Below are 21,904 nucleotides of genomic sequence, written 5' to 3'. Positions count from 1 at the left end.
TGTCAGCACGCTTGCATACAGTGGCAGGACTTCTCCATATCGCGATCGAAGGGACGTACATGCCCATGGGTCACACGGCCACAGCGCAGGCCGGTTCCGGCGGCCTGACAGCGACTGAGCACCGCCTGGCCAACGGCCTGCGCGTGGTGCTCTCCGAGGACCACCTGACCCCGGTCGCCGCTGTCTGCCTCTGGTACGACGTCGGGTCACGCCATGAAGTCAAAGGCCGTACGGGCCTCGCCCACCTCTTCGAGCACCTGATGTTCCAGGGCTCGGCCCAGGTGAAGGGGAACGGCCACTTCGAGCTGGTGCAGGGGGCCGGCGGTTCGCTGAACGGCACCACCAGCTTCGAGCGCACCAACTATTTCGAGACCATGCCCACCCACCAGCTCGAACTGGCACTCTGGCTGGAAGCCGACCGGATGGGCTCGCTGCTCGCCGCGCTCGACGAGGAGTCCATGGAGAACCAGCGGGACGTCGTCAAGAACGAGCGCCGCCAGCGGTACGACAACGTGCCGTACGGCACGGCGTTCGAGCGGCTCACCGCGCTCGCCTACCCCGAGGGCCATCCGTACCACCACACCCCGATCGGTTCGATGGCCGACCTGGACGCCGCGACCCTGGAGGACGCCCGCGCGTTCTTCCGTACCAACTACGCGCCGAACAACGCGGTGCTGTCGGTCGTCGGCGACATCGACCCCGAGCAGACCCTCGCCTGGGTCGAGAAGTACTTCGGCTCCATCCCGTCCCACGACGGCAAGCAGCCGCCCCGCGACGGCACCCTGCCCGACGTCATCGGCGAGGAGCTGCGCGAGGAGATCCACGAGGAGGTCCCGGCGCGCGCGCTGATGGCCGCCTACCGGCTGCCGCACGACGGCACCCGCGAGTGCGACGCCGCCGATCTGGCGCTCACCGTCCTCGGCGGCGGCGAGTCCTCGCGGCTGCACAACAGGCTGGTGCGCAGGGACCAGACCGCGGTCGCCGCGGGATTCGGGCTGCTGCGGCTGGCCGGCGCCCCCTCGCTGGGCTGGCTGGATGTGAAGACCTCCGGCGGGGTCGAGGTCCCGCAGATCGAGGCCGCCGTCGACGAGGAGCTGGCCAGGCTCGCCGCCGAGGGCCCGACGGCCGAGGAGATGGAGCGGGCCCAGGCCCAGCTCGAACGCGAATGGCTGGACCGGCTCGGCACGGTCGCGGGCCGCGCGGACGAACTGTGCAGGTTCGCCGTGCTCTTCGGCGACCCGCAGCTCGCGCTGACCGCCGTCACCCGCGTGCTGGACATCACCGCCGAGGAGGTACGGGCCGTCGCCGCGGCCCGGCTGCGCCCCGACAACAGGGCGGTGCTGGTGTACGAACCGCTGGCCTCCGAGGACACCGCCGACGCGGCGGGGACGGCCGCCGACGAGACCGACGAGCACGAAGGGGCGGACCAGTGAGCGACGCTGCCGTGACCATGGACTTCCACCCGCAGCCGACCGCCGGCGAGGCCAGGCCCTGGGCCTTCCCCGCGCCCGAGCGCGGCGCGCTCGACAACGGGCTGACGGTGCTGCGCTGCGACCGCCCGGGACAGCAGGTGGTGGCCGTCGAGATCAATCTCGATGCCCCGCTGGAGGCCGAGCCCGAGGGGCTCGACGGGGTCGCCACGATCATGGCGCGGGCGTTCTCCGAGGGCACCGACAAGCACAGCGCCGAGGAGTTCGCCGCCGAGCTGGAGCGTTGCGGCGCCACCCTCGACGCGCACGCCGACCACCCGGGGGTGCGGATCTCCCTGGAGGTCCCGGTCTCCCGGCTGCCCAAGGCCCTCGGCCTGCTCGCCGAGGCGCTGCGCGCGCCCGCCTTCGCCGACAGCGAGGTGGAGCGGCTGGTGCGGAACCGGCTGGACGAGATCCCGCACGAGACCGCCAACCCGGGCCGCCGCGCCGCCAAGCAGCTCTCCAAGGAGCTGTTCCCCGCTTCCTCCCGGATGTCCAGGCCGCGCCAGGGCACCGAGGAGACGGTGGCGCGCATCGACGCCTCGGGTGTGCGTGCCTTCTACGAAGCGCATGTACGGCCCGCCACGGCCACCGCCGTGATCGTCGGCGATCTCACCGGGGTCGACCTGGACGGAGTGCTGGCGGACACCCTCGGCACCTGGACCGGTGACACCGCCAAGCCGCGACCCGTACCGCCCATCACGGCCGACGACACGGGCCGCGTGGTGATCGTGGACCGGCCGGGCGCCGTCCAGACCCAGCTTCTGATCGGCCGGATCGGCGCCGACCGGCACGACCGGGTCTGGCCCGCCCAGGTGCTCGGCACGTACTGCCTGGGCGGCACGCTCACCTCCCGGCTCGACCGGGTGCTGCGCGAGGAGAAGGGCTACACCTACGGAGTGCGGGCCTTCGGGCAGGTGCTGCGCTCCTCGGCCCCCTCGGAGCCGGGCGGGGCGACGGGCGCCGCGATGCTCGCCATCAGCGGTTCCGTGGACACCGCGTCCACGGGCCCGGCGCTGGACGACCTCTGGAAGGTGCTGCGCACCCTCGCGGCGGAGGGCCTCACCGACGCCGAGCGCGATGTGGCCGTCCAGAACCTGGTCGGGGTGGCACCGCTCAAGTACGAGACGGCCGCGTCCGTCGCGGCGACCCTGGCCGACCAGGTCGAGCAGCACCTTCCCGACGACTTCCAGGCCCAGCTCTACGCGCGCCTGGCCGAGACCGGCACGGTGGAGGCGACGGCCGCGGCCGTCAGCGCCTTCCCGGTGGACCGGCTCGTGACCGTGCTCGTCGGGGACGCCGAGCAGATCAAGGAGCCGGTGACGGCGCTCGGTATCGGCGACGTCACGGTCGTCAGCGGCTGAGAAAACCGACTCCGTGATAAACCCCGGCGACAACTGTCGCCGGGGTTTCTTAAATGTCCGCTTTCGCTACGAGGCTGCCCGTCTGCTCCGCGGTGGCTCGCTCCGTGCTGGCCAAAAGATATCCATCGATTCCGGGCACCCATCGGAAATCCGCGTTGATTGCAATAGAGTCACGGAACAGGGGTCGATCGGCAGCGTTTCGCGCGGATTAAGGCGGAGGTTCGGACATGCGCATTCCCGCGCACTCGGTATGCACGGCGATCCGCGACGACATTGTCTCCGGTGTATTCGAACGGGGCAGCCGGCTCACCGAGGAGCAGCTCGCGCGGCGCTACGGCGTCTCACGCGTCCCGGTGCGCGAAGCCCTGCGCACCCTGGAGTCGGAGGGCTTCGTGACCACGCGCCGTCATGTCGGCGCGTGTGTCGCCGAGCCCACGGACCAGGAGGCGGCCGATCTGCTGGAGGTACGGCAGCTCCTGGAGCCGCTGGGCGCGGCGCGCGCGGCCCAGCGCCGTACGGAAGCCCATCTCAAGGTGCTCCGGGGCCTGGTCAGACTGGGGCAGGAGCGGGCCAGGCGAGGACAGGGCGAGGATCTGCGCTCGCTCGGCGCCTGGTTCCACGAGACCCTCGCCCAGGCGTCCGGAAGCCCGGCGCTCACCGCCCCGCTCACCCAGCTCCGGCACAAGATCGCCTGGATGTACGTGGTCGACCAGCCCGCGCACCCGGTCGACTCCTGGGCCGAGCACGGCGCGATCGTGGACGCGGTGGCGCGCGGTGACGCGGAACGCGCGCGATCGCTGACCGCCCTGCATGCGGAGCGTACGGCGGCCGTGCACCGGCTGCGGCGGACCGAGCGCGACCGGGAAAGGGTGAGGGTTTCGCAACATGGTGTAAACACCGCGAGTGCCCGCACTTAACAATCTCGCCGTATACAAAGTATTGAAAAGCGCGGCCTATTCTTCGCTGCCCGCACGAAAATACGGAGCCGCGGTGCGCTGAATTCGCGCACCGCGGCTCCGTCGTGCGTAATTCCGGCCGGGCGCCGGACGGGGTCCCGCCACCGGACCGGGTCCCGCCGTCGGACAGCTCTCGTCCAGCTCGTTCAGACCGTCTCGGGCAGTTCGTCCAGGCCCTCGGCGACCAGTTTCGCCAGCCGGTCCAGAGCAGCCTCCGCGCCGTCCGCGTCGGAGGTCAGCACGATCTCCTCGCCGCCCTGCGCGCCCAGACCGAGCACCGCGAGCATCGACCCGGCGTTGACGGGGGTGCCACCGGCCTTCGCGATCGTCACGGGGACTCCGGCGGCCGTGGCGGCACGGACGAAGATGGAAGCGGGACGGGCGTGCAGCCCCTCGGCCCAGCCGACATTGACGCGGCGCTCAGCCATGGTGTTGCCCTTCAAGTCTCAAAAGTCTGAAAAACGATGTCCGGCCCAGAATCTCATGTGCCGGGGAATCACCCCTTCCCGACCCCTGAGGGCCCCCTCGGCGGCGCCGTCCCCCGTAGGCTTTCGGCATGGAGACGCCGCCGGACCACGCGTACCCCGGTCACTGGGAAGCGGACGTGGTGCTGCGCGACGGAGCCACCGCCCGTATCAGGCCCATCACCACCGACGACGCCGGGCGGCTGGTCAGCTTCTACGAACAGGTCTCCGACGAGTCGAAGTACTACCGCTTCTTCGCGCCCTACCCGCGCCTCTCCGCGAAGGACGTCCACCGGTTCACCCACCACGACTATGTGGACCGGGTGGGCCTCGCGGTCACGGTGGGCGGCGAGTTCATCGCGACCGTACGGTACGACCGCGTCGACGAGCGCGGGAGGCCCGCGTCCGCGCCCGCCGACGAGGCCGAGGTCGCGTTCCTCGTCCAGGACGCGCATCAGGGGCGCGGGGTCGCGTCCGCCCTGCTCGAACACATCGCGGCGGTCGCCCGCGAGCGCGGTATCCGGCGCTTCACCGCCGAGGTGCTGCCCGCCAACAGCAAGATGATCAAGGTGTTCCGGGACGCCGGGTACACCCAGCGGCGCAGCTTCGAGGACGGAGCCGTACGCCTCACGCTCGACCTCGAACCGACCGAGAAGTCCCTGGCGGTCCAGCGCGGCCGGGAGCAGCGGGCCGAGGCCCGCTCGGTGCAGCGGCTGCTCGCGCCTGGCTCGGTCGCCGTCGTCGGCACCGGCCGGGCACCCGGCGGGGTCGGCAGAACGGTCCTGCGCAATCTGCTCGACGCCGGGTTCACCGGACGTACGTACGCGGTGAACCGGGCCTTCGACGAGGACCGCGCCGAGATCGACGGCGTCCCGGCCGTCCGCTCGGTCGCGCTGATCAAGGAGCCCGTCGACCTCGCGATCGTCGCCGTACCGGCCGGCCGGGTGCCCGAAGCGGTCGCGGACTGCGGCGAGCACGGTGTCCGAGGGCTGGTGGTCCTCTCCGCCGGTTACGCGGAGAGCGGCCCGGAGGGCAGGGAGCGGCAGCGCGCGCTGGTGCGGCAGGCCCGTTCGTACGGAATGCGGATCATCGGACCGAACGCCTTCGGGATCATCAACACCGCCGATGCCGTCCGGCTGAACGCCTCGCTCGCACCCGGGCCCCCCGCCCGTGGACGCATCGGCCTGTTCACCCAGTCCGGGGCCATCGGGATCGCGCTGCTCTCCGCGCTCCACCGGCGCGGCGCGGGCCTCTCGTCGTTCATCTCCGCGGGCAACCGCGCGGACGTCTCGGGCAACGACATCCTCCAGTACTGGTACGAGGACCCGGACACCGATGTCGCCCTGCTCTACCTCGAATCGATCGGCAACCCCCGGAAGTTCACCCGGCTCGCCCGGCGTACGGCGGCGCTGAAACCGGTCGTGGTGGTCAAGGGCGCGCGCCACAGCGGCAGTACGCCCCCGGGCCACGCGGTCCCGGTCACCCGGATCCCGGACGCGACGGTCTCGGCGCTGATGCGTCAGGCCGGCGTGATCCGCGTCGACACGGTCACCGAACTGGTCGACGCGGGCCTGCTGCTCGCCTCGCAGCCCCTCCCCGCCGGGCCGCGCGTCGCGATCCTCGGCAACTCCGAGTCCCTCGGTCTGCTCGCCTACGACGCCTGTCTCACCGAGGGGCTCCGCCCGCTGCGGCCCCGGGACCTGACGACCGCCGCGACGCCCGCGGACTTCCGTACGGCGCTCGCCGAGGCCCTGTCCGACCAGGCCTGCGACGCCGTCGTGGTGACCGCCATCCCGCACGTCGGCGAGCCGGACGCGACGCCCGCCGCCCCCGGCACCGCCCTGGCCGGCGCGCTCCGCGAGGCACTCACCAAGGGCCCGCCCAAGCCGGTCGCCCTGGTCCACGTCGAGATCGCGGGCCTCACCGAAGCCCTGTCGACGCCGCACCCCGCCGAGCCCGCCGCGCGCATCCCCGCCTACCCCGCCGCCGAGCGGGCCGTGAGGGCGCTCGCCGAGGCCGTCCGGTACGCGCAGTGGCGGCGCGAGTCCGGCGAGCCCGGCAAGGTGCCCGAGTCCATCGACGACACCATCGACGAGAGCGGTGCCGCCGCGCTGATCGCCCGGACGCTCGGCGAGCACACCGATCCGCGCGGGGTACGGCTCGGCCCCGCCGACACGCACGCGCTGCTCGCGCTGTACGGCATCCCCGTACGCCCGACCCTCCCCGCGCCCGACCCGGCGGCGGCCGTCGGCGCCGCCGCCCGGCTCGGATACCCCGTCGCGCTGAAGACGACCGCGCCCCATCTCCGCCACCGCGCCGACCTCGGAGGCGTACGGCTCGATCTCGCAGACGAGGCCCAACTGCGGCTCGCCTACCGCGAGATGACCGAGACGCTCGGCCGCCCCGACGAACTGCGGCCCGTCGTCCAGTCGATGGTCCCGCGCGGGGTGGACACCGTCGTACGGGCCGCCATCGACGCGGCCGCCGGGGCCGTGCTCTCCTTCGGTCTCGCGGGCCCGCCCTCCGAACTGCTCGGCGACCTCGCCCACCGGCTCGTACCCGCCACCGACCGCGATGTCGCCGGACAGATCAGGTCCATCAGAACGGCCCCGCTCCTCTTCGGCTGGCGCGGCTCCGCGCCCGTCGACACCCCTGCCCTGGAGGAACTGCTCCTCCGGGTGTCCCGGCTGGTCGACGACCACCCCGAGATCGTCTCCGTCACCCTGGAACCGGTCGTCGTCGCCACCCGTGGGCTCTCCGTCCTCGACGCGGGCGTACGGCTCGCACCGCCGCCCGCCCGCGACGATCTGGGCCCCCGCCGCCTCCCCAGTTACTGACGGGTCACCGGGACCGGGCCCTGTCCGGCGGGCCCTCCGGGGCGTCCTCGGCAGCCATCCGGCCACCGTAGGATGGAGCCCATGGCGAAGACCGGTACGACGACCCAGGGGCTGCGCACGGCGATCGAGCGCAGCGGCTACTACCCGGCTCTCGTGGCCGAAGCGGTGGAGGCCGCTGTCGGCGGTGAGCAGATCGCGTCGTACGTGGTGCACCAGGAGACCACCTTCGACGCCAACGAGGTGCGCCGGCATGTCACCGTCCTCGTCCTGACCGCCCACCGCTTCATCGTCAGCCACACCGACGAGCAGAACGCCGACACCAGCTCCCCGACCCCGTACGCCACCACCTCCACCGAGTCGGTCAAACTCGACCGCATCTCGTCCGTCGTGGTCAGCAGGGTCGTCGCCAATCCGGAGTCGTACACCCCCGGCACCCTGCCGCGCGAGGTCGTCCTGACCATCGGCTGGGGCGCGGTCTCCCGGATCGATCTGGAGCCCGCCGCCTGCGGCGACCCCAACTGCGAGGCGGACCACGGCTACACGGGCAGCTCCACCGCCGACGACCTGAGCCTCAGAGTCAGCGAGGCGGGCGACGGACCCGACACGGTCCGCCAGACGCTCGCGTTCGCCCAGGCCCTTTCGGAGGCCACAGCGGCGACCGCGGCCCCCGCCGCCGCCCCCGCCCCTTCGGGCTCCGGCCGCTGATGGCAGCCGAGGCACTCTGGCAGGACCCCGTCCCGCTCGCCCCGGACTCCGCTCCGCTGCCCGAGTACGGCACCGGCTCGCTCGCCGACCTGCTGCCCACACTCGCGGCAGGCCAGGGCGTACCGGATCTGACCGCGGCCATTCCTGAACTGACCCCCGCCGACCGGAACTGTGTCTTTCTGATCGACGGCCTCGGCTGGGAACAGCTCAGGGCCCACCCGGACGAGGCGCCCTATCTGAATTCCCTGCTCGGCAGCTCGCGCGGCGGTACCGGCCGCCCCCTCACCACCTGCTTCCCCGCCACCACGGCGACCTCCCTCGCCTCCTTCGGTACGGGCCTGGCACCGGCCGTGCACGGACTGCCCGGCTACACCGTCCGCGATCCGGCCACCGGCGCGCTGATGAACCAGCTCCGCTGGAAGCCCTGGACCGAGCCCGCGGTCTGGCAGCCGTACCCCACGGTCTTCCGGCTCGCCGCCGAGGCCGGGGTCCATACCGCCCAGGTGTCCTCGCCGACTTTCGAGACCACCCCGCTCACCAGGATCGCGCTGAGCGGCGGCAGCTTCCACGGCCGTCTCACCGGCGAGGAGCGGATGGACCTCGCCGCCGAGCAGCTCGCCGCGGGCGACCGCTCGCTCGTCTACACGTACTACAGCGAGGTCGACGGCAAGGGCCATCGCTTCGGTGTCGACTCCGACGCCTGGCGCGGCCAGCTCATGTATGTCGACCGGCTCGCCCAGCGCCTCGCCGAGCGGCTGCCGCCCCGTACCGCGCTCTATGTGACCGCCGACCACGGCATGATCGACATCCCCTTCGACGAGGAGTCGCGTATCGACTTCGACGAGGACTGGGAGCTGCGCGCCGGGGTCGCCCTGCTCGGCGGCGAGGGCCGGGCCCGCCATGTCTACGCCGTACCGGGGGCCGAGGCCGATGTCCTCGCCGTCTGGCGCGAGGTGCTCGGCGAGCGGTTCTGGGTGGCGAGCCGGGAGGAGGCGATCGCCGGGGGCTGGTTCGGACGGCCCGGCGCGATGGACGAGCGGGTGTACGGACGGATCGGCGATGTCGTCGCGGCGGCCCATGACGATGTGGTGATCACCGCCTCCGTCCAGGAGCCGCACGAGTCGGCGATGGTCGGGATGCATGGCTCGATGACCCCCGTCGAGCAGCTCGTCCCGCTTCTCGAAGTACGCTCCTAGGCCGTGGCCCATACGCTTCGCGGCTCTCAGAAGTCCCGCGAGCCCCAGAGCCCCCGCGAGCCCCAGGGCCCGCGGACGTCACGCCCGAGAACCGAAAGGCCGTCACTCCCTCATGCCAGAGCTGGTGTTCTTCTCCGGAACGATGGACTGCGGAAAGAGCACCCTCGCTCTTCAGATCGAGCACAACCGCTCCGCGCGCGGACTCCAGGGCATGATCTTCACCCGTGACGACCGCGCCGGGGAGGGCAAGCTCTCCTCCCGGCTCGGCCTGGTCACCGACGCCGTCGAGGCCGCCGAGGGCTTCGACTTCTACGCGTATCTGGTCAACCGCCTCTCCCAGGGCGGCCGTTGCGACTACGTCATCGCCGACGAGGCGCAGTTCCTCGCCCCCGAGCAGGTCGACCAGCTCGCCCGGGTGGTGGACGATCTGGAGCTGGACGTCTTCACCTTCGGCATCACCACCGACTTCCGCTCCAAGCTCTTCCCCGGCTCGCAACGGCTGGTGGAACTGGCCGACCGGATCGAGGTCCTCCAGGTCGAGGCGCTCTGCTGGTGCGGCGCCCGGGCCACGCACAACGCGCGGACGGTCGGCGGCGCCATGGTCGTCGAGGGGGCCCAGGTCGTCGTCGGCGATGTGCACCAGTCCGGCGACGAGATCGGGTACGAGGTGCTGTGCCGGCGCCATCACCGGCGGCGGATGACCGCGGCGACCGCGCGGGCGGCCACGCTCTCACCGGATGTCCTGCCGGTCGGGAACGGCGAAGTGCCACTGGACGGCGGGCCGTTGACCGACGAGCAGGCGGCACTCCGCTAGACCGACGCCTCTCAGGCAGACGCCGGTGCTTCGCGGTCGGCGCCGGGCGGTCAGAGGTCCGCGAGCTGCCGGTGCCCGGCCGACCGTACGATCGAGAAGACCGCGCCCTCCGGGTCCGCGACCGTGGCCAGCCTGCCGTGCGTGCCCTCGTGCGGCGGCTTGATCACCCGCCCGCCCAGCTCCGTCACCAGCCGCGCGGCGGCGTCGGTGTCGTCCACCTCGAAATACGTCATCCAGTGCGAGCCCAGATCCCTGGCGAGCGCCCGCCCGACCCCGTGCAGGGAGGCCACCGGCCGTCCCTCCAGACGCAGGGTCAGGAAGTCAAAGTCGGTCGACTCGACCGACTCCACGTCGTAGTTGAAGAGCGCTTCGTAGAACTTTCCGACCGCCGAGGTCTCGCGTGTGATCAGTTCGTTCCAGACCGGGGTGCCATGGGCCCCGGCCACCGCCGTCCCGATGTGCGCCTCCGCCTGCCAGATTCCGAAGACCGAGCCCGCGGGGTCCGCGGCGATGGCCATCCGGCCCGCCTCCGCCGCGTCGAGCGGACCGACCCCGACCGTTCCGCCACAGCTTCTGATCGTGTCGGCCGTCAGATCCGCGTCGTCCGTCGCCAGATAGGTCATCCACGCGATGGGCAACTGCCGGTCGGGCGGCAACTGGCCGATGCCCGCGATCGCCCTGCCGTCCAGCATGCCGCGGACATACGGTCCGAGCTGCTGCGGTCCCGGCCGGAACTCCCAGCCGAACAACTCCCGGTAGAACTCCTCGGTCGCGGCAAGGCCGTGCACCATCAGGCTCACCCAGCAAGGTGTGCCGGGTGTGCGCCGGATCGCTGCCTCGGTCATCGTCACTCTCTCCTCGGACCGTCGTGGCCGTGCGGGGACCGGGCGCGGGCCGCTCTCCGGCCGCCGTACGGGAACGGTCGTACGCCCGTGCAGATGCTCGCACCTGTCACCGGGTGCCGCTTCCCGACTGCGCCGACCTTGGCGCGATCTCGATGGGGTGTTTACCGGCCGTTTCTCCGCCGTTTCCGGGTAGGGCCGCCCGTGCGCGAGGATGGCTCCATGACAGCCATCATCACCGCGGTGGAACTCCAGGGCGAGTCGGCCGGACCTCGTCCGCCCGTCCTGCTCGACGTCCGCTGGCAGCTCGGCGGACCTCCCGGCCGTCCGGCCTACGAGGCGGGCCATCTGCCGGGCGCCGTCTATGTCGATCTCGATACGGAGCTGGCGGACCCGCCCGGGGCCGGCGGTCGGCATCCGCTGCCGGAGGTGGCGGCCTTCGGCGCGGTGATGCGGCGGGCCGGGGTGTCGCAGGACAGGCCGGTGGTGGTGTACGACGGCGGCCAGGGCTGGGCGGCGGCACGCGCCTGGTGGCTGCTGCGCTGGACGGGTCACTCCGACGTCCGGGTGCTGGACGGCGGCCTGGCCGCCTGGACCGGCCCGCTCTCCACTGAGGTCCCGGACCCCGCCGAGGGCGACTTCAGCCCGGTGCCGGGCTCGCTCCCGCTGCTGGACGCGGACGGCGCGGCCGCCCTGGCGCGCAGCGGGCTGCTGCTGGACGCGCGGGCCGCCGAGCGCTATCGCGGCGACGTCGAACCCGTCGACCGGATCGGCGGCCATATTCCCGGCGCGCTGTCGGCGCCCACGATGGCGAATGTGGCCGAAAATGGCACCTTCCTGTCTGCACGAGATCTGGCCGCACGATTCACGGCACTCGGTGCCACAGCCGGCACCGAGGTGGGTGTCTACTGCGGGTCCGGTGTCTCGGGGGCGCATGAGGTGCTGGCGCTGGAGATCGCGGGCATCCCGGCGGCGCTGTACGCGGGCTCCTGGTCCGAGTGGTCGGCGGACGAGACCCGTCCGGTCGCCAAGGGCCCCGACCCCCAGTAGCCCGGGCCCGGGCCCGCGTCTCGCCGTACCGCCCGCCGTACACGCATACGAAGGGGGCCCGTACACGCACACCGTGTACGGGCCCCCTTCGCGAAGGCCCCTTCGTCAACCCGCCGCAACCGACAACTCGCCGCGGCCGTAGCCGTCTTCGCGCTACTCCTGCTTCTTGCGCCGTGTGCCGAACACGATCTCGTCCCAGCTCGGCACCGCGGCCCTGCGGCCCGGACGGACCCCGTCCGCTTCCGCCTGGCGGTCCGTCGTGCCCGTGAGCCGGTCCCGGTGCCCGGACACCGAGCGCGGCATCAGCACATCCGCGTACGCCGAACCGGCCGAGGCCGCGGGCGCCGGCGGCTCCTCGGCCTCCGGCTCCTCCTCCGGATCCGTGGCCGGCGGCTCCGGGGCGGGCCGCTCGGGCACCACCATGTCGCCGCGGAAGCTCGGCACCGCCTCCAGCAGGCTGGTCAGCGAGTCGCGTTCGCTCATCTCGTCCGGCTCCGGCGCCCCGGGCCGCTCCGACTGCCGGTCGAGCGCGCGGTCCATCGGCCGGTCGCGGTCGCGCGGCAGCCGCGCGATCCGCGGTACGAACGGGAAGCTCGGCTCCTGCGCGGTGACCGTGTCGTCGGTGTCGCCGATCAGGGCGCGTGCCTCGTCGTCCACCGCCTGGACGAGCCGCCGGGGCGGGTCGTACGTCCAGCTCGCCGAGTGCGGTTCACCCGCGACCCGGTAGACGAGCAGCACCTCCCAGGTGCCGTCGTCACGCCGCCAGGAGTCCCACTGCACGGTGTCCTTCTCGGCGCCGCGCAGCGTCAGCCGCTCCTGCACCGCCTCGCCGAGCTGGGGTCCCGCGTTCTCGCCGGGGCGGCGCACGGCCGTCTTCCTGGCCCGCTCGGCCATGAAGGCGCGCTCGGCCAGCACCGGTCCCTCGAACCGGCGGACCCGGTCCACGGGGATACCGGCGTGGTGGGCGACCTCCTCGGCGGAGGCCCCGGCTCGTATACGCGCCTGGATGTCACGCGGTCTGAGGTGGCTCTCGACCTCGATCTCGATCTGACCGAGGCGGGCGCGGTCATTGCGCACGGCGGCGCGGAGGCGCTCATCAATCGGAAGCGTGTATTCCGTGCTGTCCGCAGCCTTGAGCACCAGTCGTGTGCCGTCGTTGGAGACGGCCACGACACGCAGTTCGGGCATGGGGACCTCCCGGGTGGTGCCTGCCGACGTCACGTGCGTCGCTGCTTCCGCTAGTCGAGTGTGGCCTGCCCGGGTGCAGCCTGCCACAACCTTGCCGTGCTGCCCGGCGTGTCGGGCAGTGGCCCTGGATCGCCGTTATGGCACGGTTACCTCTTTGCGACGCAGAGTGACAGACCCGGTCACTCTGTGCAGCAGGCGCCCGTGCGGTGCCGCGGCGCCGCCGGATCGAGTGCCACGTTCGGCCCCCTTCCCGAAGGTTCCGGACACCCATGAGGGAGTCCGGCCCCAGGGCTCGCCACAGTACTCCATTCGGGCCATCCGGGTGGACCGGCACGCCGCCCAAGTTCTCGCCGGTGCGCGGAGTTGAGCACCGGCAACGCCCCTGACCAGGCCTGCTGCTTCACAGAATCCGCTACATCGGAACGATCGGCTTCGCTCAGTCGCCCTTTCCCGGTACGAGATGGGGCAGATGGGTGAGCAGAGGCGGAAGACCGGGCATAGCTCCCCGGTCCGCCTCGGCCCCCGGGAAGCGGTCCCCGCCGGCTCCCGTCAGGCCCCGATCGGTCCCCATGAGTCCCCGATCAGTCCCCGAGAATCCGCCGCAGATAGTCATTGCCGAACAGCCGGTCCGGATCCAGCCGGTCCCGGAGCGCCGTGAACTGTCCGAAGCGCGGATACGCCTCCGAGAGGTACTCCGCGTCCCTGGTGTGGATCTTGCCCCAGTGCGGCCGGCCGCCGTGCGCGGTCATGATCCGCTCCACCGCGGTGAAGTACGCGTGGTGGGGCGTGCCCCGGTACAGGTGCACCGCGATGTACGCGCTGTCCCGGCCCGCGGCGGTCGAGAGCGTGATGTCGTCCGCGGGCGCCGTGCGTATCTCCACCGGAAAACTCACCCGCAGCGGTGAGCGCTCGACCATCGCCTTGACCTCACGCAGCGCCCCTACCGCCGCCTCGCGGGGCAGCGCGTACTCCATCTCGACAAAGCGCACTCGGCGCGGGGAAGTGAAGACCTTGTAAGGGATGTCCGTGTAGGTGCGTGCGGAGAGGGCGCGGCTGGAGATCCTGGCGATGGCGGGGATGGTCGCGGGCACGGCCCGGCCGACCGAACAGGCCACCTGGAACAGCCCGTTGGAGAGGAACTCGTCATCGATCCAGCCGCCGAACCGGCCGGGCGGGGCCGCCGGACCCGCGCTGCGGTTGTTGCGCTTGGTGGTGCAGTTGCCGGTGTGCGGGAACCAGTAGAACTCGAAGTGCTCATTCTCGGCCACGAGCTGATCGAACTCGGCTGTGACCCGGTCGAAGGCCATGGGCTGCTCACGGGCCGTCAGCAGAAAGACCGGCTCGACCGCGAGGGTCACCGAGGTGATCACCCCCAGCGCGCCCAGCCCGATCCTGGCGGCGGCGAAGACCTCCGGATTCTCCTCCGCCGAGCAGCGCAGCAGCGAGCCGTTCGCGGTGACCAGTTCCAGGGCACGGATCTGGGCGGCCATGGAGGCCGAGTCACGGCCGGTGCCATGGGTGCCGGTGGAGACGGCGCCCGCGACGGTCTGCTCCATGATGTCGCCCATATTGGTCAGCGACAGACCCTCGCGCGCCAGTGCCGCGTTGAGCCGCTTCAGCGGGGTGCCGGCCGCCGCGGTCACGGTGCCCGCCGCCCGGTCGATGTCCCGGATGCCGGTGAGCAGATCGGGCCGTACGAGCAGCCCGTCGGTGGCGGCGGTGGCGGTGAAGGAGTGGCCCGTGCCGACCGCCTTGACCTTCAGCCCGTCCTCGGCGGCCCTTCGTATCGCCTCGGTCAGCTCTTCGACGGAGGCGGGGGAGACCACGCGGGCCGGGCGGGCTGTCACATTCCCCGCCCAGTTGCGCCACGCGTCCACGGTCGGCCCGTTCGTGTGGGTCCTGGTCATACGCCCCGTGCCCTCCCCGCATCGGTACCGGCTCGCGCGGCCGACGGCACCCCGTGCCCTGGCCAGTTGGAGGGGGATCATACTCACGGCCACCGTGCGTACGCCCCCCGGCTACCGCCGCCGCACATGCCGGGCAGCGCGGATGGCAGGATCGAAACATGCCCCAACAGCTTGAGACTTCCCCCTATGACGCGCTGCTCCTGCTGTCCTTCGGCGGCCCCGAGGGCCCGGACGATGTGATTCCGTTCCTGGCGAACGTGACCAGGGGGCGTGGGATCCCCGAGGAGCGGCTCAAGGAAGTGGGCCAGCACTACTTCCTGTTCGGCGGGGTCAGCCCGATCAACGAACAGAACCGCGCGCTGCTGGACGCGCTGCGCAAGGACTTCGCCGAGCACGGTGTCGATCTGCCCGTCTACTGGGGCAACCGCAACTGGGCGCCCTACCTGACCGACACCCTGCGCCGGATGACCCTGGACGGCCGACGCCGGATCGCCGTCCTCGCGACCAGCGCGTACGCCTCGTACTCGGGCTGCCGCCAGTACCGCGAGAACCTCGCCGAGGCGCTCGCCACCCTGGCGGCCGAGGGACTCGAACCACCGCGCGTGGACAAGCTGCGGCACTACTTCAACCATCCCGGTTTTCTGCGCCCCATGATCGACGGCGTGCTGGCCTCGCTCGCCGATCTGCCGGAGCCGGTACGGGCGGGCGCCCACCTCGCCTTCACCACCCACTCCATCCCGGTCGCGTCGGCCGACACCTCGGGACCGGCCGAGGACCACGGCGAGGGCGGCGCGTATGTGGCCGAGCACCTCGACACCGCCCGGCTGATCGCCGAGGCGGTACGGGAGGAGACGGGCGTCGAGCACCCGTGGCGGCTGGTCTACCAGTCCCGCAGCGGCGCCCCGCACATCCCCTGGCTGGAGCCGGACATCTGCGACCACCTGGAGACACTGCACGGCGAGGGCGTCCCGGCGGTCGTGATGGCCCCCATCGGCTTTGTCTCGGACCATATGGAAGTCCTGTACGACCTCGACACCGAGGCCACCGCCAAGGCCGCGGAGCTGGGGCTGCCCGTCCGCCGCTCGCCCACGGTGGGCGCCGACCCGCGCTTCGCCGCCGCCGTCCGCGACCTGGTGCTGGAGCGCGCCGCCACCGAACGCGGGCAGCCGGTGGAGCGCTGCGCGCTGGGCGCGCTCGGCCCGAGTCATGACCTCTGCCCGGTCGGCTGCTGCCCGGCCCGTGCCCCCAGGCCCGCCGCCGCGGGCGCCGACAGCCCGTACGCCTGAAGGAGCCCCGACGTGACCGACACCCGACCCGCTGCCACCGACGCCCTACCTGCTGTCACCGATGCCCAACCCGCTGCCACCGACCGGCCCGATGAGGCCCTGACCGCCGAGCTGCTCTCCCTCGCGCTGGAGGCCGCCCGCCGCGCGGGCGAGCTGCTGCGCGACGGCCGCCCCGACGATCTGGCCGTCGCCGCCACCAAGTCCAGCCCCATCGATGTCGTCACCGAGATGGACATCGCCGCCGAGAAGCTGATCACCGGCCATCTCTCCGAGCACCGCCCCGACGACGGTTTCCTCGGCGAGGAAGGCGCCAGCTCGACGGGCAGCAGCGGAATCCGCTGGGTCATCGACCCGCTGGACGGCACCGTCAACTATCTGTACGGACTGCCCACCTGGGCCGTCTCCATCGCCGCGGAACGCGACGGCGAGACCCTCGCCGGAGTCGTCGCGATCCCGATGCGCGGCGAGACCTTCCGCGCCGTACGCGGTGGCGGCGCCTTCCTCAACGACCGGCCTGTCCGCTGCCGCCCCGCGCCCCCGCTGGAGCGCGCGCTGGTCTCGACCGGCTTCAACTACGTCACCGCCGTTCGCGCCCACCAGGCCGCAATCGCCCAGCGGCTGATCCCGCAGTTGCGCGACATCCGGCGGGGCGGCTCCGCGGCCACCGACCTCTGCGATGTGGCGGCCGGCCGGCTGGACGGCTACTACGAGCGCGGGCTGCATCCCTGGGACTTCGCGGCCGGCGATCTCATCGCCCGCGAGGCGGGCGCGCTCACCGGCGGCCGTCCCGGCACCCGCCCCGGCTTCGAACTCACGGTGGCGGCCACCCCGGGTGTCTTCGAACCCCTCCAGGGCCTGCTGGACGAGTACGGCGCCTGGCACGACTAGTGCCCCTCCCAGCAACGTTTGCCCCGTCGCGACGCCCTGCACGCACGCTCGCGGCGTTGGCCAAAAGCCCTGGTAGCTCCGCTACAAGGACTTCCGGCCGCCTTGCGATCGCACGCACCGGACGCCGCTCCTTGACGGGCAAACATTGCCGGTCAAGGCACTGGCCGATAGGCCCCACCGGGCCCGGTCCCGGCGATGCGGCCGGGCGTACGGAAGGGCCCCGGTGCCGTCCCCTCGGCGCCGGGGCCCTTCTCACTAGGTCGTTGTCACAGCTCTGATATTGGATAGGGCCAAGGCATGCGGTCAGGCGCTTGCCGCGCCGACCTCCACACCGTGCTCGGCCGCAAGCCGGCGAAGGTCTTCCAGCTCTTCCTGATCGACATCCACGAGGAAGTCGTCGCCCGTCTCCCGGGCTCGGTTGAGATCCGTTTCCGTGGCCTTTATACGCTGCAGAAGCCCGGCGGTGAACGCGTCCATTGCGCCCCCTCGTCGTGGGTCAGTGGCACGGGGGTGTGCCGACGGCGGGTAGATCACGCACCCACTGCCTCTGGATGACAGAAAGGGTGTGGCGTGCCACAAACAGGGCGTGATCTCGGGTGTGAAGTCGTCTTCCCCAGGGTCCGACTTCGAGAAACCTCAACGCGTCAAACAATCCGTTCCATTCCCGGATGTCCCAGGTCACCCGGCATCGTCTTACCGCCGGTTTATGGCCGTAACGGGCAGGATGGGGCCGCACAGCCAGTGCTACAACCTGCCCCGCTCAGGGGTGACGGGCCCAGAGGAAGGACTGCGACGTGCGTGTACTCGTCGTCGAGGACGAGCAACTGCTCGCCGATGCGGTGGCCACCGGACTGCGCCGGGAGGCCATGGCCGTCGACGTGGTGTACGACGGCGCCGCCGCCCTGGAACGGGTCGGGGTCAACGACTACGACGTGGTGGTGCTCGACCGGGACCTCCCCCTCGTCCACGGCGACGACGTCTGCCGCAGGATCGTCGAGCTGGGGATGCCCACCCGGGTCCTGATGCTCACCGCCTCGGGCGATGTCAGCGACCGGGTCGAGGGCCTTGAGCTGGGCGCGGACGACTATCTGCCCAAGCCCTTCGCGTTCACCGAGCTGATCGCCAGGGTGCGGGCCCTCGGCCGGCGTACGACCGTACCGCTGCCGCCGGTCCTGGAGCGGTCGGGCATCAAGCTCGATCCCAACCGCCGCGAGGTCGTCCGCGAGGGCAGGGAGATCCAGCTCGCGCCCAAGGAGTTCGCGGTGCTGGAGGTCCTGATGCGCAGCGAGGGCGCGGTCGTCTCGGCCGAGCAGCTCCTGGAGAAGGCCTGGGACGAGAACACGGACCCGTTCACCAATGTCGTCCGGGTCACGGTGATGACCCTGCGCCGCAAGCTCGGCGAGCCGCCCGTGATCGTCACGGTGCCCGGCTCCGGGTACCGGATCTGATGCCCGTGGCCGCGACCCCGATGCCGCCCGCGGCACCGCCCAAGCCCACCTGGGACCCCAGAAGGCCCGACCAGGCACTGCCCTGGGTGCGCCCCACCATCCGGATACGTCTCACGCTGCTGTACGGCGGGATGTTCCTGATCGCCGGCATCCTGCTGCTCTCGATCATCTATCTGCTGGCCGCGCAGGCGCTGCACGTGGGCAGTGAGCTGCCCTTCAAGATCGTCACCGGCAAGGTGAGCAGCGATGTCTGCAACTTCCCGGACCAGGCACCACCGGAGCAGTTCAACGCGGCCATGAACAGTTGCGTCAACCACCAGCGCAAGCAGGCGCTCGACGATCTGCTCAGCCGCTCGCTGTTCGCCCTGGTCGGCCTGAGCGTCATCGCCTTCGCCTTCGGTTACGCGATGGCCGGGCGGGTGCTGTCGCCGCTGGGCCGGATCACCCGTACCGCGCGCCGGGTGGTCGGCTCCGACCTGTCGCGCCGGATCGAGCTGGACGGCCCCGACGACGAGCTGAAGGAGCTGGCGGACACCTTCGACGAGATGCTGGACCGGCTGGAGCGGGCGTTCAGCGCGCAGCAGCGGTTCGTCGCGAACGCCTCGCACGAGCTGCGCACACCGCTCGCGATCAACCGCACCCTGCTGGAGGTCCATCTCTCCGATCCGGGGGCGCCCGCGGAACTCCAGCAGCTCGGCAGAACGCTGCTGGCCACCAATGAGCGCAGCGAGCAGCTCGTGGAGGGCCTGCTGCTGCTCGCCCGCAGCGACAACCAGATCGTCGAGCGAAAACCGGTCGACCTCGCCGAGGTCGCCACCCGCGGTGTGGACCAGTGCCTCGGCGAGGCGGAGGCGAAGGGCGTCGAGATCCGTACGGAGTGCGCGCCGGCGGTCGTCCAGGGGAACGGGGTCCTGCTGGAGCGGATCGCGCTGAACCTGGTGCAGAACGCCGTGCGGTACAACATCCCCGAGGGCGGCTGGGTGGAGGTCTCCACGGAGGTCCAGCAGGGCCAGGCGGTCCTGGTGGTCTCCAATACGGGCCCGGTGGTCCCGGGGTACGAGATCGACAACCTCTTCGAGCCGTTCCGGCGGCTGCGTACGGAGCGTACGGGCAGCGACAAGGGGGTCGGCCTCGGCCTCTCGATCGCGCGGTCCGTGGCGCGCGCCCATGGCGGCAGGATCTTCGCGGAACCCCGCGAGGGCGGGGGACTGGTGATGCGTGTCACTCTCCCGGTCTGAGATGCTGCGCGCGGTATCCGGGGAGCATCGGCCTTTGTTCGCTTTGCGCGGAATTTCCGGGACGGATTTCCGGCGAATCCGTGTGTGATCGATCACAGGGGCGAATTCACGCCTATCCACTCTGCGTGATCAGGCCTTCATCGGAAAGCCGGTATCGTCCGGGTTTCCGGGGGCCGGGATCACGGGAAGTACACGGGGTGGCGCCCGTGAGGCACAACAGCAGGACCGTGTACGGTCCCCTTCGCCACCCGAAGCCGATCACTCCACAGGGGTCCGGTTGGGTGTCGATTGAGTAACAGACCTTGATGTGAGGCAAAATCTCCGCCTCAGGTCGGGCACAAGTCCGGCCTCTCACGCGTTACGTGCGCTGGAGACACCACAGACACCCAGAGGGGGAGAGCGACATGGCAACGGATTACGACACCCCACGCAAGACCGATGACGACGTCGATCAGGACAGCCTTGAGGAACTGAAGGCCCGTCGGAACGACAAGTCGACTTCGGCGGTCGACGTCGACGAGTTCGAGCAGGCCGAAGGGCTCGAACTGCCCGGCGCGGATCTCTCCAACGAGGAGCTGTCCGTCCGGGTGCTGCCCCGGCAGGCCGACGAGTTCACCTGCATGAGCTGCTTCCTGGTGCACCACAGGAGCCAGCTCGCCAGGGAGAAGAACGGTCAGCCGATCTGCCGCGACTGCGACTGAGGTCGGGTCGGCCGTGGCAGGCGACACACCGTTTCGGAAACGACGCTTCCGGCGCGAGAGCGCACCGGAGGCGTATCGGGGCGGCTCGGGCCCGGCAGAAGGCGTTCAGCCCGCTGCCGAGCACTCCGCCCTCCTGCCCCAGCACGGCGCACGTGACGACGAGCGAGGCCTCCCGGCCTCGCTCGAAGCAGCCCAAGAGGACCACGGGGGCCCCACGACCGGGGGCCGGCGGCTGGACGCCGTCAAGCGGCGGGTACGGAAGGGCGGCGCGGGTGCCAAGGCGGCGCTGGGATATGTCGCCGACCGGATCATCGAGAACGCGCCCCGGATACCCGTCCGTGACCTCGCGACCCTGCGCGGCCAGTTCCCCGGCCTCGGCCCCGAGGAACTGGCCGACAAACTGGTCGCCGGCGCGGCGAACAGCAGCGCGACGGTCGGCGCGGGCATAGGCGCGGCCGCGATGCTGCCCGTACCGCCCGCGATGCCCGCCGAGCTGGCGGCCGAGATCACGGCGGTCGCCGCGATCGAGCTGAAGCTCATAGCCGAGCTGCACGAGGTCTACGGACTGCGCCCGCCGGGCACGCTCAAGGAGCGCAGCGCCGCCTATCTGACCTCCTGGACGGAGGAGCGCGGGGTCGATGTCACCAAGCCGTCGACCTTCAACGGCGCGCTGGGCGGGCGTATGAAACGCGAGCTGCGGCAGCAGATCATGAAGCGCACGGTCCGCAGCCTGCCCAACCTGGTCCCGTTCATGATCGGGGCGGCCGTCGGCGCGATGATGAACCGGCGGGACACCAAGAAGGTCGCCGAGCACGTCCGCAAGGACCTGCGGGCCCGCCAGATCCCCTGGGACGCGCTTCCGGAACTGCCCCCGCTGAAGCGGCCGGAGGAACTCCCCGCGGAGCTGCCGAAGGAACTGGAGAGCTAGGGCCTCTCGTTTGGATCTCTCCGAGAGGCGGACCGGTGGTGGCGGAGCAGCGGTGGCGGACCGAGGGGCCTCGAAGCGGCGGGATCCCCGCGTTCAGCCCGTCCGTACCGCGTTCAGCGCCGTCGCCAGAGCCTGCGGGTTCCTGGTCGAGAGATAGACGTACGGAGTCGGGTCCTCGGGATCCGTGACCTCCACCCGCAGCGCCGTCGGCACATAGCTGCGCAGCAGCATGAACGCCCGGGGGTCCGCCTTGTGCAGCCGCCAGGCCCGCGCCTCCTCGGCGTCGAGCACCTCGGCCTCGCCCAGCGCCGAGACCGGGATCCGGGCATCGCCCGCGACCAGCGAGTCCGCCACCACCCTGATCCGCGCCGAGCCGTAGGAACTCACCCCGGCCGCCGCCAGCGCTCCCGCGCCGATCACCCCGCCGAGCAGTGGCAACGGCCCCAGCGGCAGTGTGATCAGGCCCCCCGCCACGGCGATGAGGGCCGCTATGGCCCACCAGGAAGGAGGGGCGGTGAGGCGTTCGTCGTAGCGCGCGGCGGAAGGCTCCATGCGGCCAAGCTTGGCATGGTGCGGAAGCCGGGCGACCGCGCGGGTAAGGTCTGCGCCTGTGAGCAGCGCGC

At 71.4% G+C, this 21,904-nt stretch carries 20 protein-coding genes; 14 read left to right on the top strand and 6 right to left on the bottom strand.

The features are described from left to right. The first annotated feature begins 59 nt into the window (after positions 1-59). From KQY30_RS08110 to KQY30_RS08100, 3 genes are all read left to right on the top strand, one after another. Complete coding sequence (locus tag KQY30_RS08110) at positions 60-1,433, top strand: pitrilysin family protein (RefSeq protein WP_217310874.1); 1,374 nt, start codon at positions 60-62, stop codon at positions 1,431-1,433. 17 nt (positions 1,434-1,450) lie between these two features. Next, on the top strand, positions 1,451-2,833 hold the full coding sequence (locus KQY30_RS08105) for a pitrilysin family protein (RefSeq protein WP_217310871.1): 1,383 nt from the start codon (positions 1,451-1,453) through the stop codon (positions 2,831-2,833). A 227-nt stretch (positions 2,834-3,060) separates the two neighbouring features. Next, complete coding sequence (locus KQY30_RS08100) at positions 3,061-3,750, top strand: GntR family transcriptional regulator (RefSeq protein ID WP_217306255.1); 690 nt, start codon at positions 3,061-3,063, stop codon at positions 3,748-3,750. Between the two features lie 185 nt (positions 3,751-3,935). Here the strand turns inward: KQY30_RS08100 and KQY30_RS08095 are convergent, their stop codons facing one another. Continuing rightward, entirely contained in the window at positions 3,936-4,217 is a 282-nt protein-coding gene (locus tag KQY30_RS08095; protein WP_046494437.1) for an HPr family phosphocarrier protein, read from the bottom strand. Positions 4,218-4,345: 128 nt separating this feature from the next. On the opposite strand from KQY30_RS08095, the gene KQY30_RS08090 reads away from it, so the two are divergent. The 4 genes from KQY30_RS08090 to KQY30_RS08075 all read left to right on the top strand — a co-directional run bounded on the left by KQY30_RS08090 (position 4,346) and on the right by KQY30_RS08075 (position 9,805). Next, on the top strand, positions 4,346-7,090 hold the full coding sequence (locus KQY30_RS08090) for a bifunctional GNAT family N-acetyltransferase/acetate--CoA ligase family protein (protein WP_217306254.1): 2,745 nt from the start codon (positions 4,346-4,348) through the stop codon (positions 7,088-7,090). Between the two features lie 81 nt (positions 7,091-7,171). Next, entirely contained in the window at positions 7,172-7,795 is a 624-nt protein-coding gene (locus KQY30_RS08085) for a DUF5998 family protein (RefSeq protein ID WP_217306253.1), read from the top strand. Continuing rightward, positions 7,795-8,991, top strand: a complete 1,197-nt coding sequence (locus KQY30_RS08080) for an alkaline phosphatase family protein (protein ID WP_217306252.1) — start codon at positions 7,795-7,797, stop codon at positions 8,989-8,991. Before KQY30_RS08085 ends, KQY30_RS08080 begins: the two co-directional genes overlap by 1 nt. A gap of 112 nt (positions 8,992-9,103) precedes the next feature. Further along, positions 9,104-9,805, top strand: coding sequence for a thymidine kinase (locus tag KQY30_RS08075; RefSeq protein WP_254407015.1), 702 nt, complete (start codon positions 9,104-9,106; stop codon positions 9,803-9,805). 50 nt (positions 9,806-9,855) lie between these two features. On the opposite strand, the gene KQY30_RS08070 is transcribed toward KQY30_RS08075, so the two are convergent. Next, positions 9,856-10,650: a VOC family protein gene (locus tag KQY30_RS08070; protein ID WP_217306251.1), complete on the bottom strand. Its 795-nt coding sequence runs from the start codon at positions 10,648-10,650 to the stop codon at positions 9,856-9,858. 219 nt (positions 10,651-10,869) lie between these two features. On the opposite strand from KQY30_RS08070, the gene KQY30_RS08065 reads away from it, so the two are divergent. Then, positions 10,870-11,697, top strand: coding sequence for a sulfurtransferase (locus KQY30_RS08065; protein WP_217306250.1), 828 nt, complete (start codon positions 10,870-10,872; stop codon positions 11,695-11,697). Between the two features lie 153 nt (positions 11,698-11,850). Here KQY30_RS08065 and sepH read toward each other — a convergent pair whose 3' ends face one another. Beyond that, positions 11,851-12,885 carry a septation protein SepH gene (sepH, locus tag KQY30_RS08060; protein ID WP_046494427.1) on the bottom strand — a complete coding sequence of 345 codons (1,035 nt, stop codon included), beginning with the start codon at positions 12,883-12,885 and terminating at the stop codon, positions 11,851-11,853. Between the two features lie 581 nt (positions 12,886-13,466). Then, a complete protein-coding gene (locus KQY30_RS08055) occupies positions 13,467-14,792 on the bottom strand; it encodes a D-arabinono-1,4-lactone oxidase (RefSeq protein WP_217306249.1) in 1,326 nt (441 codons plus the stop codon). A 158-nt stretch (positions 14,793-14,950) separates the two neighbouring features. Between KQY30_RS08055 and KQY30_RS08050 the strand changes: the two genes are divergently transcribed. Further along, positions 14,951-16,078: a ferrochelatase gene (locus KQY30_RS08050; RefSeq protein ID WP_217306248.1), complete on the top strand. Its 1,128-nt coding sequence runs from the start codon at positions 14,951-14,953 to the stop codon at positions 16,076-16,078. A 99-nt stretch (positions 16,079-16,177) separates the two neighbouring features. Beyond that, on the top strand, positions 16,178-16,966 hold the full coding sequence (locus KQY30_RS08045) for an inositol monophosphatase family protein (protein WP_217310869.1): 789 nt from the start codon (positions 16,178-16,180) through the stop codon (positions 16,964-16,966). A 303-nt stretch (positions 16,967-17,269) separates the two neighbouring features. Here KQY30_RS08045 and KQY30_RS08040 read toward each other — a convergent pair whose 3' ends face one another. Further along, entirely contained in the window at positions 17,270-17,443 is a 174-nt protein-coding gene (locus KQY30_RS08040; protein ID WP_169922638.1) for a hypothetical protein, read from the bottom strand. 317 nt (positions 17,444-17,760) lie between these two features. On the opposite strand from KQY30_RS08040, the gene KQY30_RS08035 reads away from it, so the two are divergent. The 4 genes from KQY30_RS08035 (at position 17,761) to KQY30_RS08020 (ending at position 21,281) form a co-directional block, all read left to right on the top strand. After that, positions 17,761-18,414: a response regulator transcription factor gene (locus KQY30_RS08035; RefSeq protein WP_046494423.1), complete on the top strand. Its 654-nt coding sequence runs from the start codon at positions 17,761-17,763 to the stop codon at positions 18,412-18,414. A gap of 5 nt (positions 18,415-18,419) precedes the next feature. Next, positions 18,420-19,652, top strand: coding sequence for a HAMP domain-containing sensor histidine kinase (locus tag KQY30_RS08030; RefSeq protein WP_217306247.1), 1,233 nt, complete (start codon positions 18,420-18,422; stop codon positions 19,650-19,652). 404 nt (positions 19,653-20,056) lie between these two features. Further along, positions 20,057-20,353, top strand: coding sequence for a DUF4193 domain-containing protein (locus tag KQY30_RS08025; protein ID WP_030350183.1), 297 nt, complete (start codon positions 20,057-20,059; stop codon positions 20,351-20,353). A gap of 13 nt (positions 20,354-20,366) precedes the next feature. Then, on the top strand, positions 20,367-21,281 hold the full coding sequence (locus KQY30_RS08020; protein ID WP_217306246.1) for an EcsC family protein: 915 nt from the start codon (positions 20,367-20,369) through the stop codon (positions 21,279-21,281). Positions 21,282-21,374: 93 nt separating this feature from the next. Here the strand turns inward: KQY30_RS08020 and KQY30_RS08015 are convergent, their stop codons facing one another. Then, positions 21,375-21,833 carry a DUF3093 domain-containing protein gene (locus KQY30_RS08015; RefSeq protein WP_217306245.1) on the bottom strand — a complete coding sequence of 153 codons (459 nt, stop codon included), beginning with the start codon at positions 21,831-21,833 and terminating at the stop codon, positions 21,375-21,377. Positions 21,834-21,904 lie beyond the last annotated feature (71 nt).

Origin of the sequence: Streptomyces sp. GMY02 (assembly GCF_019056675.1) — a bacterium.
GTDB classification, from domain to species: domain Bacteria; phylum Actinomycetota; class Actinomycetes; order Streptomycetales; family Streptomycetaceae; genus Streptomyces; species Streptomyces odonnellii.
The sequence above is the reverse complement of the archived record's forward strand: the minus strand, read 5'-3'. Positions and strand labels throughout refer to the sequence as shown.

What these genes read in the sequence shown, in the direction of transcription:
- KQY30_RS08085 (WP_217306253.1), top strand. Translation starts at nt 7,172, where the DNA reads ATGGCGAAGACCGGTACGACGACCCAGGGGCTGCGCACGGCGATCGAG.
- KQY30_RS08050 (WP_217306248.1), top strand. Translation starts at nt 14,951, where the DNA reads ATGCCCCAACAGCTTGAGACTTCCCCCTATGACGCGCTGCTCCTGCTG.
- KQY30_RS08090 (WP_217306254.1), top strand. Translation starts at nt 4,346, where the DNA reads ATGGAGACGCCGCCGGACCACGCGTACCCCGGTCACTGGGAAGCGGAC.
- KQY30_RS08075 (WP_254407015.1), top strand. Translation starts at nt 9,104, where the DNA reads ATGCCAGAGCTGGTGTTCTTCTCCGGAACGATGGACTGCGGAAAGAGC.
- KQY30_RS08065 (WP_217306250.1), top strand. Translation starts at nt 10,870, where the DNA reads ATGACAGCCATCATCACCGCGGTGGAACTCCAGGGCGAGTCGGCCGGA.
- KQY30_RS08070 (WP_217306251.1), bottom strand. Translation starts at nt 10,650, where the DNA reads ATGACCGAGGCAGCGATCCGGCGCACACCCGGCACACCTTGCTGGGTG.
- KQY30_RS08100 (WP_217306255.1), top strand. Translation starts at nt 3,061, where the DNA reads ATGCGCATTCCCGCGCACTCGGTATGCACGGCGATCCGCGACGACATT.
- KQY30_RS08110 (WP_217310874.1), top strand. Translation starts at nt 60, where the DNA reads ATGCCCATGGGTCACACGGCCACAGCGCAGGCCGGTTCCGGCGGCCTG.
- KQY30_RS08080 (WP_217306252.1), top strand. Translation starts at nt 7,795, where the DNA reads ATGGCAGCCGAGGCACTCTGGCAGGACCCCGTCCCGCTCGCCCCGGAC.
- KQY30_RS08095 (WP_046494437.1), bottom strand. Translation starts at nt 4,217, where the DNA reads ATGGCTGAGCGCCGCGTCAATGTCGGCTGGGCCGAGGGGCTGCACGCC.
- KQY30_RS08040 (WP_169922638.1), bottom strand. Translation starts at nt 17,443, where the DNA reads ATGGACGCGTTCACCGCCGGGCTTCTGCAGCGTATAAAGGCCACGGAA.
- sepH (WP_046494427.1), bottom strand. Translation starts at nt 12,885, where the DNA reads ATGCCCGAACTGCGTGTCGTGGCCGTCTCCAACGACGGCACACGACTG.
- KQY30_RS08025 (WP_030350183.1), top strand. Translation starts at nt 20,057, where the DNA reads ATGGCAACGGATTACGACACCCCACGCAAGACCGATGACGACGTCGAT.
- KQY30_RS08105 (WP_217310871.1), top strand. Translation starts at nt 1,451, where the DNA reads ATGGACTTCCACCCGCAGCCGACCGCCGGCGAGGCCAGGCCCTGGGCC.
- KQY30_RS08055 (WP_217306249.1), bottom strand. Translation starts at nt 14,792, where the DNA reads ATGACCAGGACCCACACGAACGGGCCGACCGTGGACGCGTGGCGCAAC.
- KQY30_RS08015 (WP_217306245.1), bottom strand. Translation starts at nt 21,833, where the DNA reads ATGGAGCCTTCCGCCGCGCGCTACGACGAACGCCTCACCGCCCCTCCT.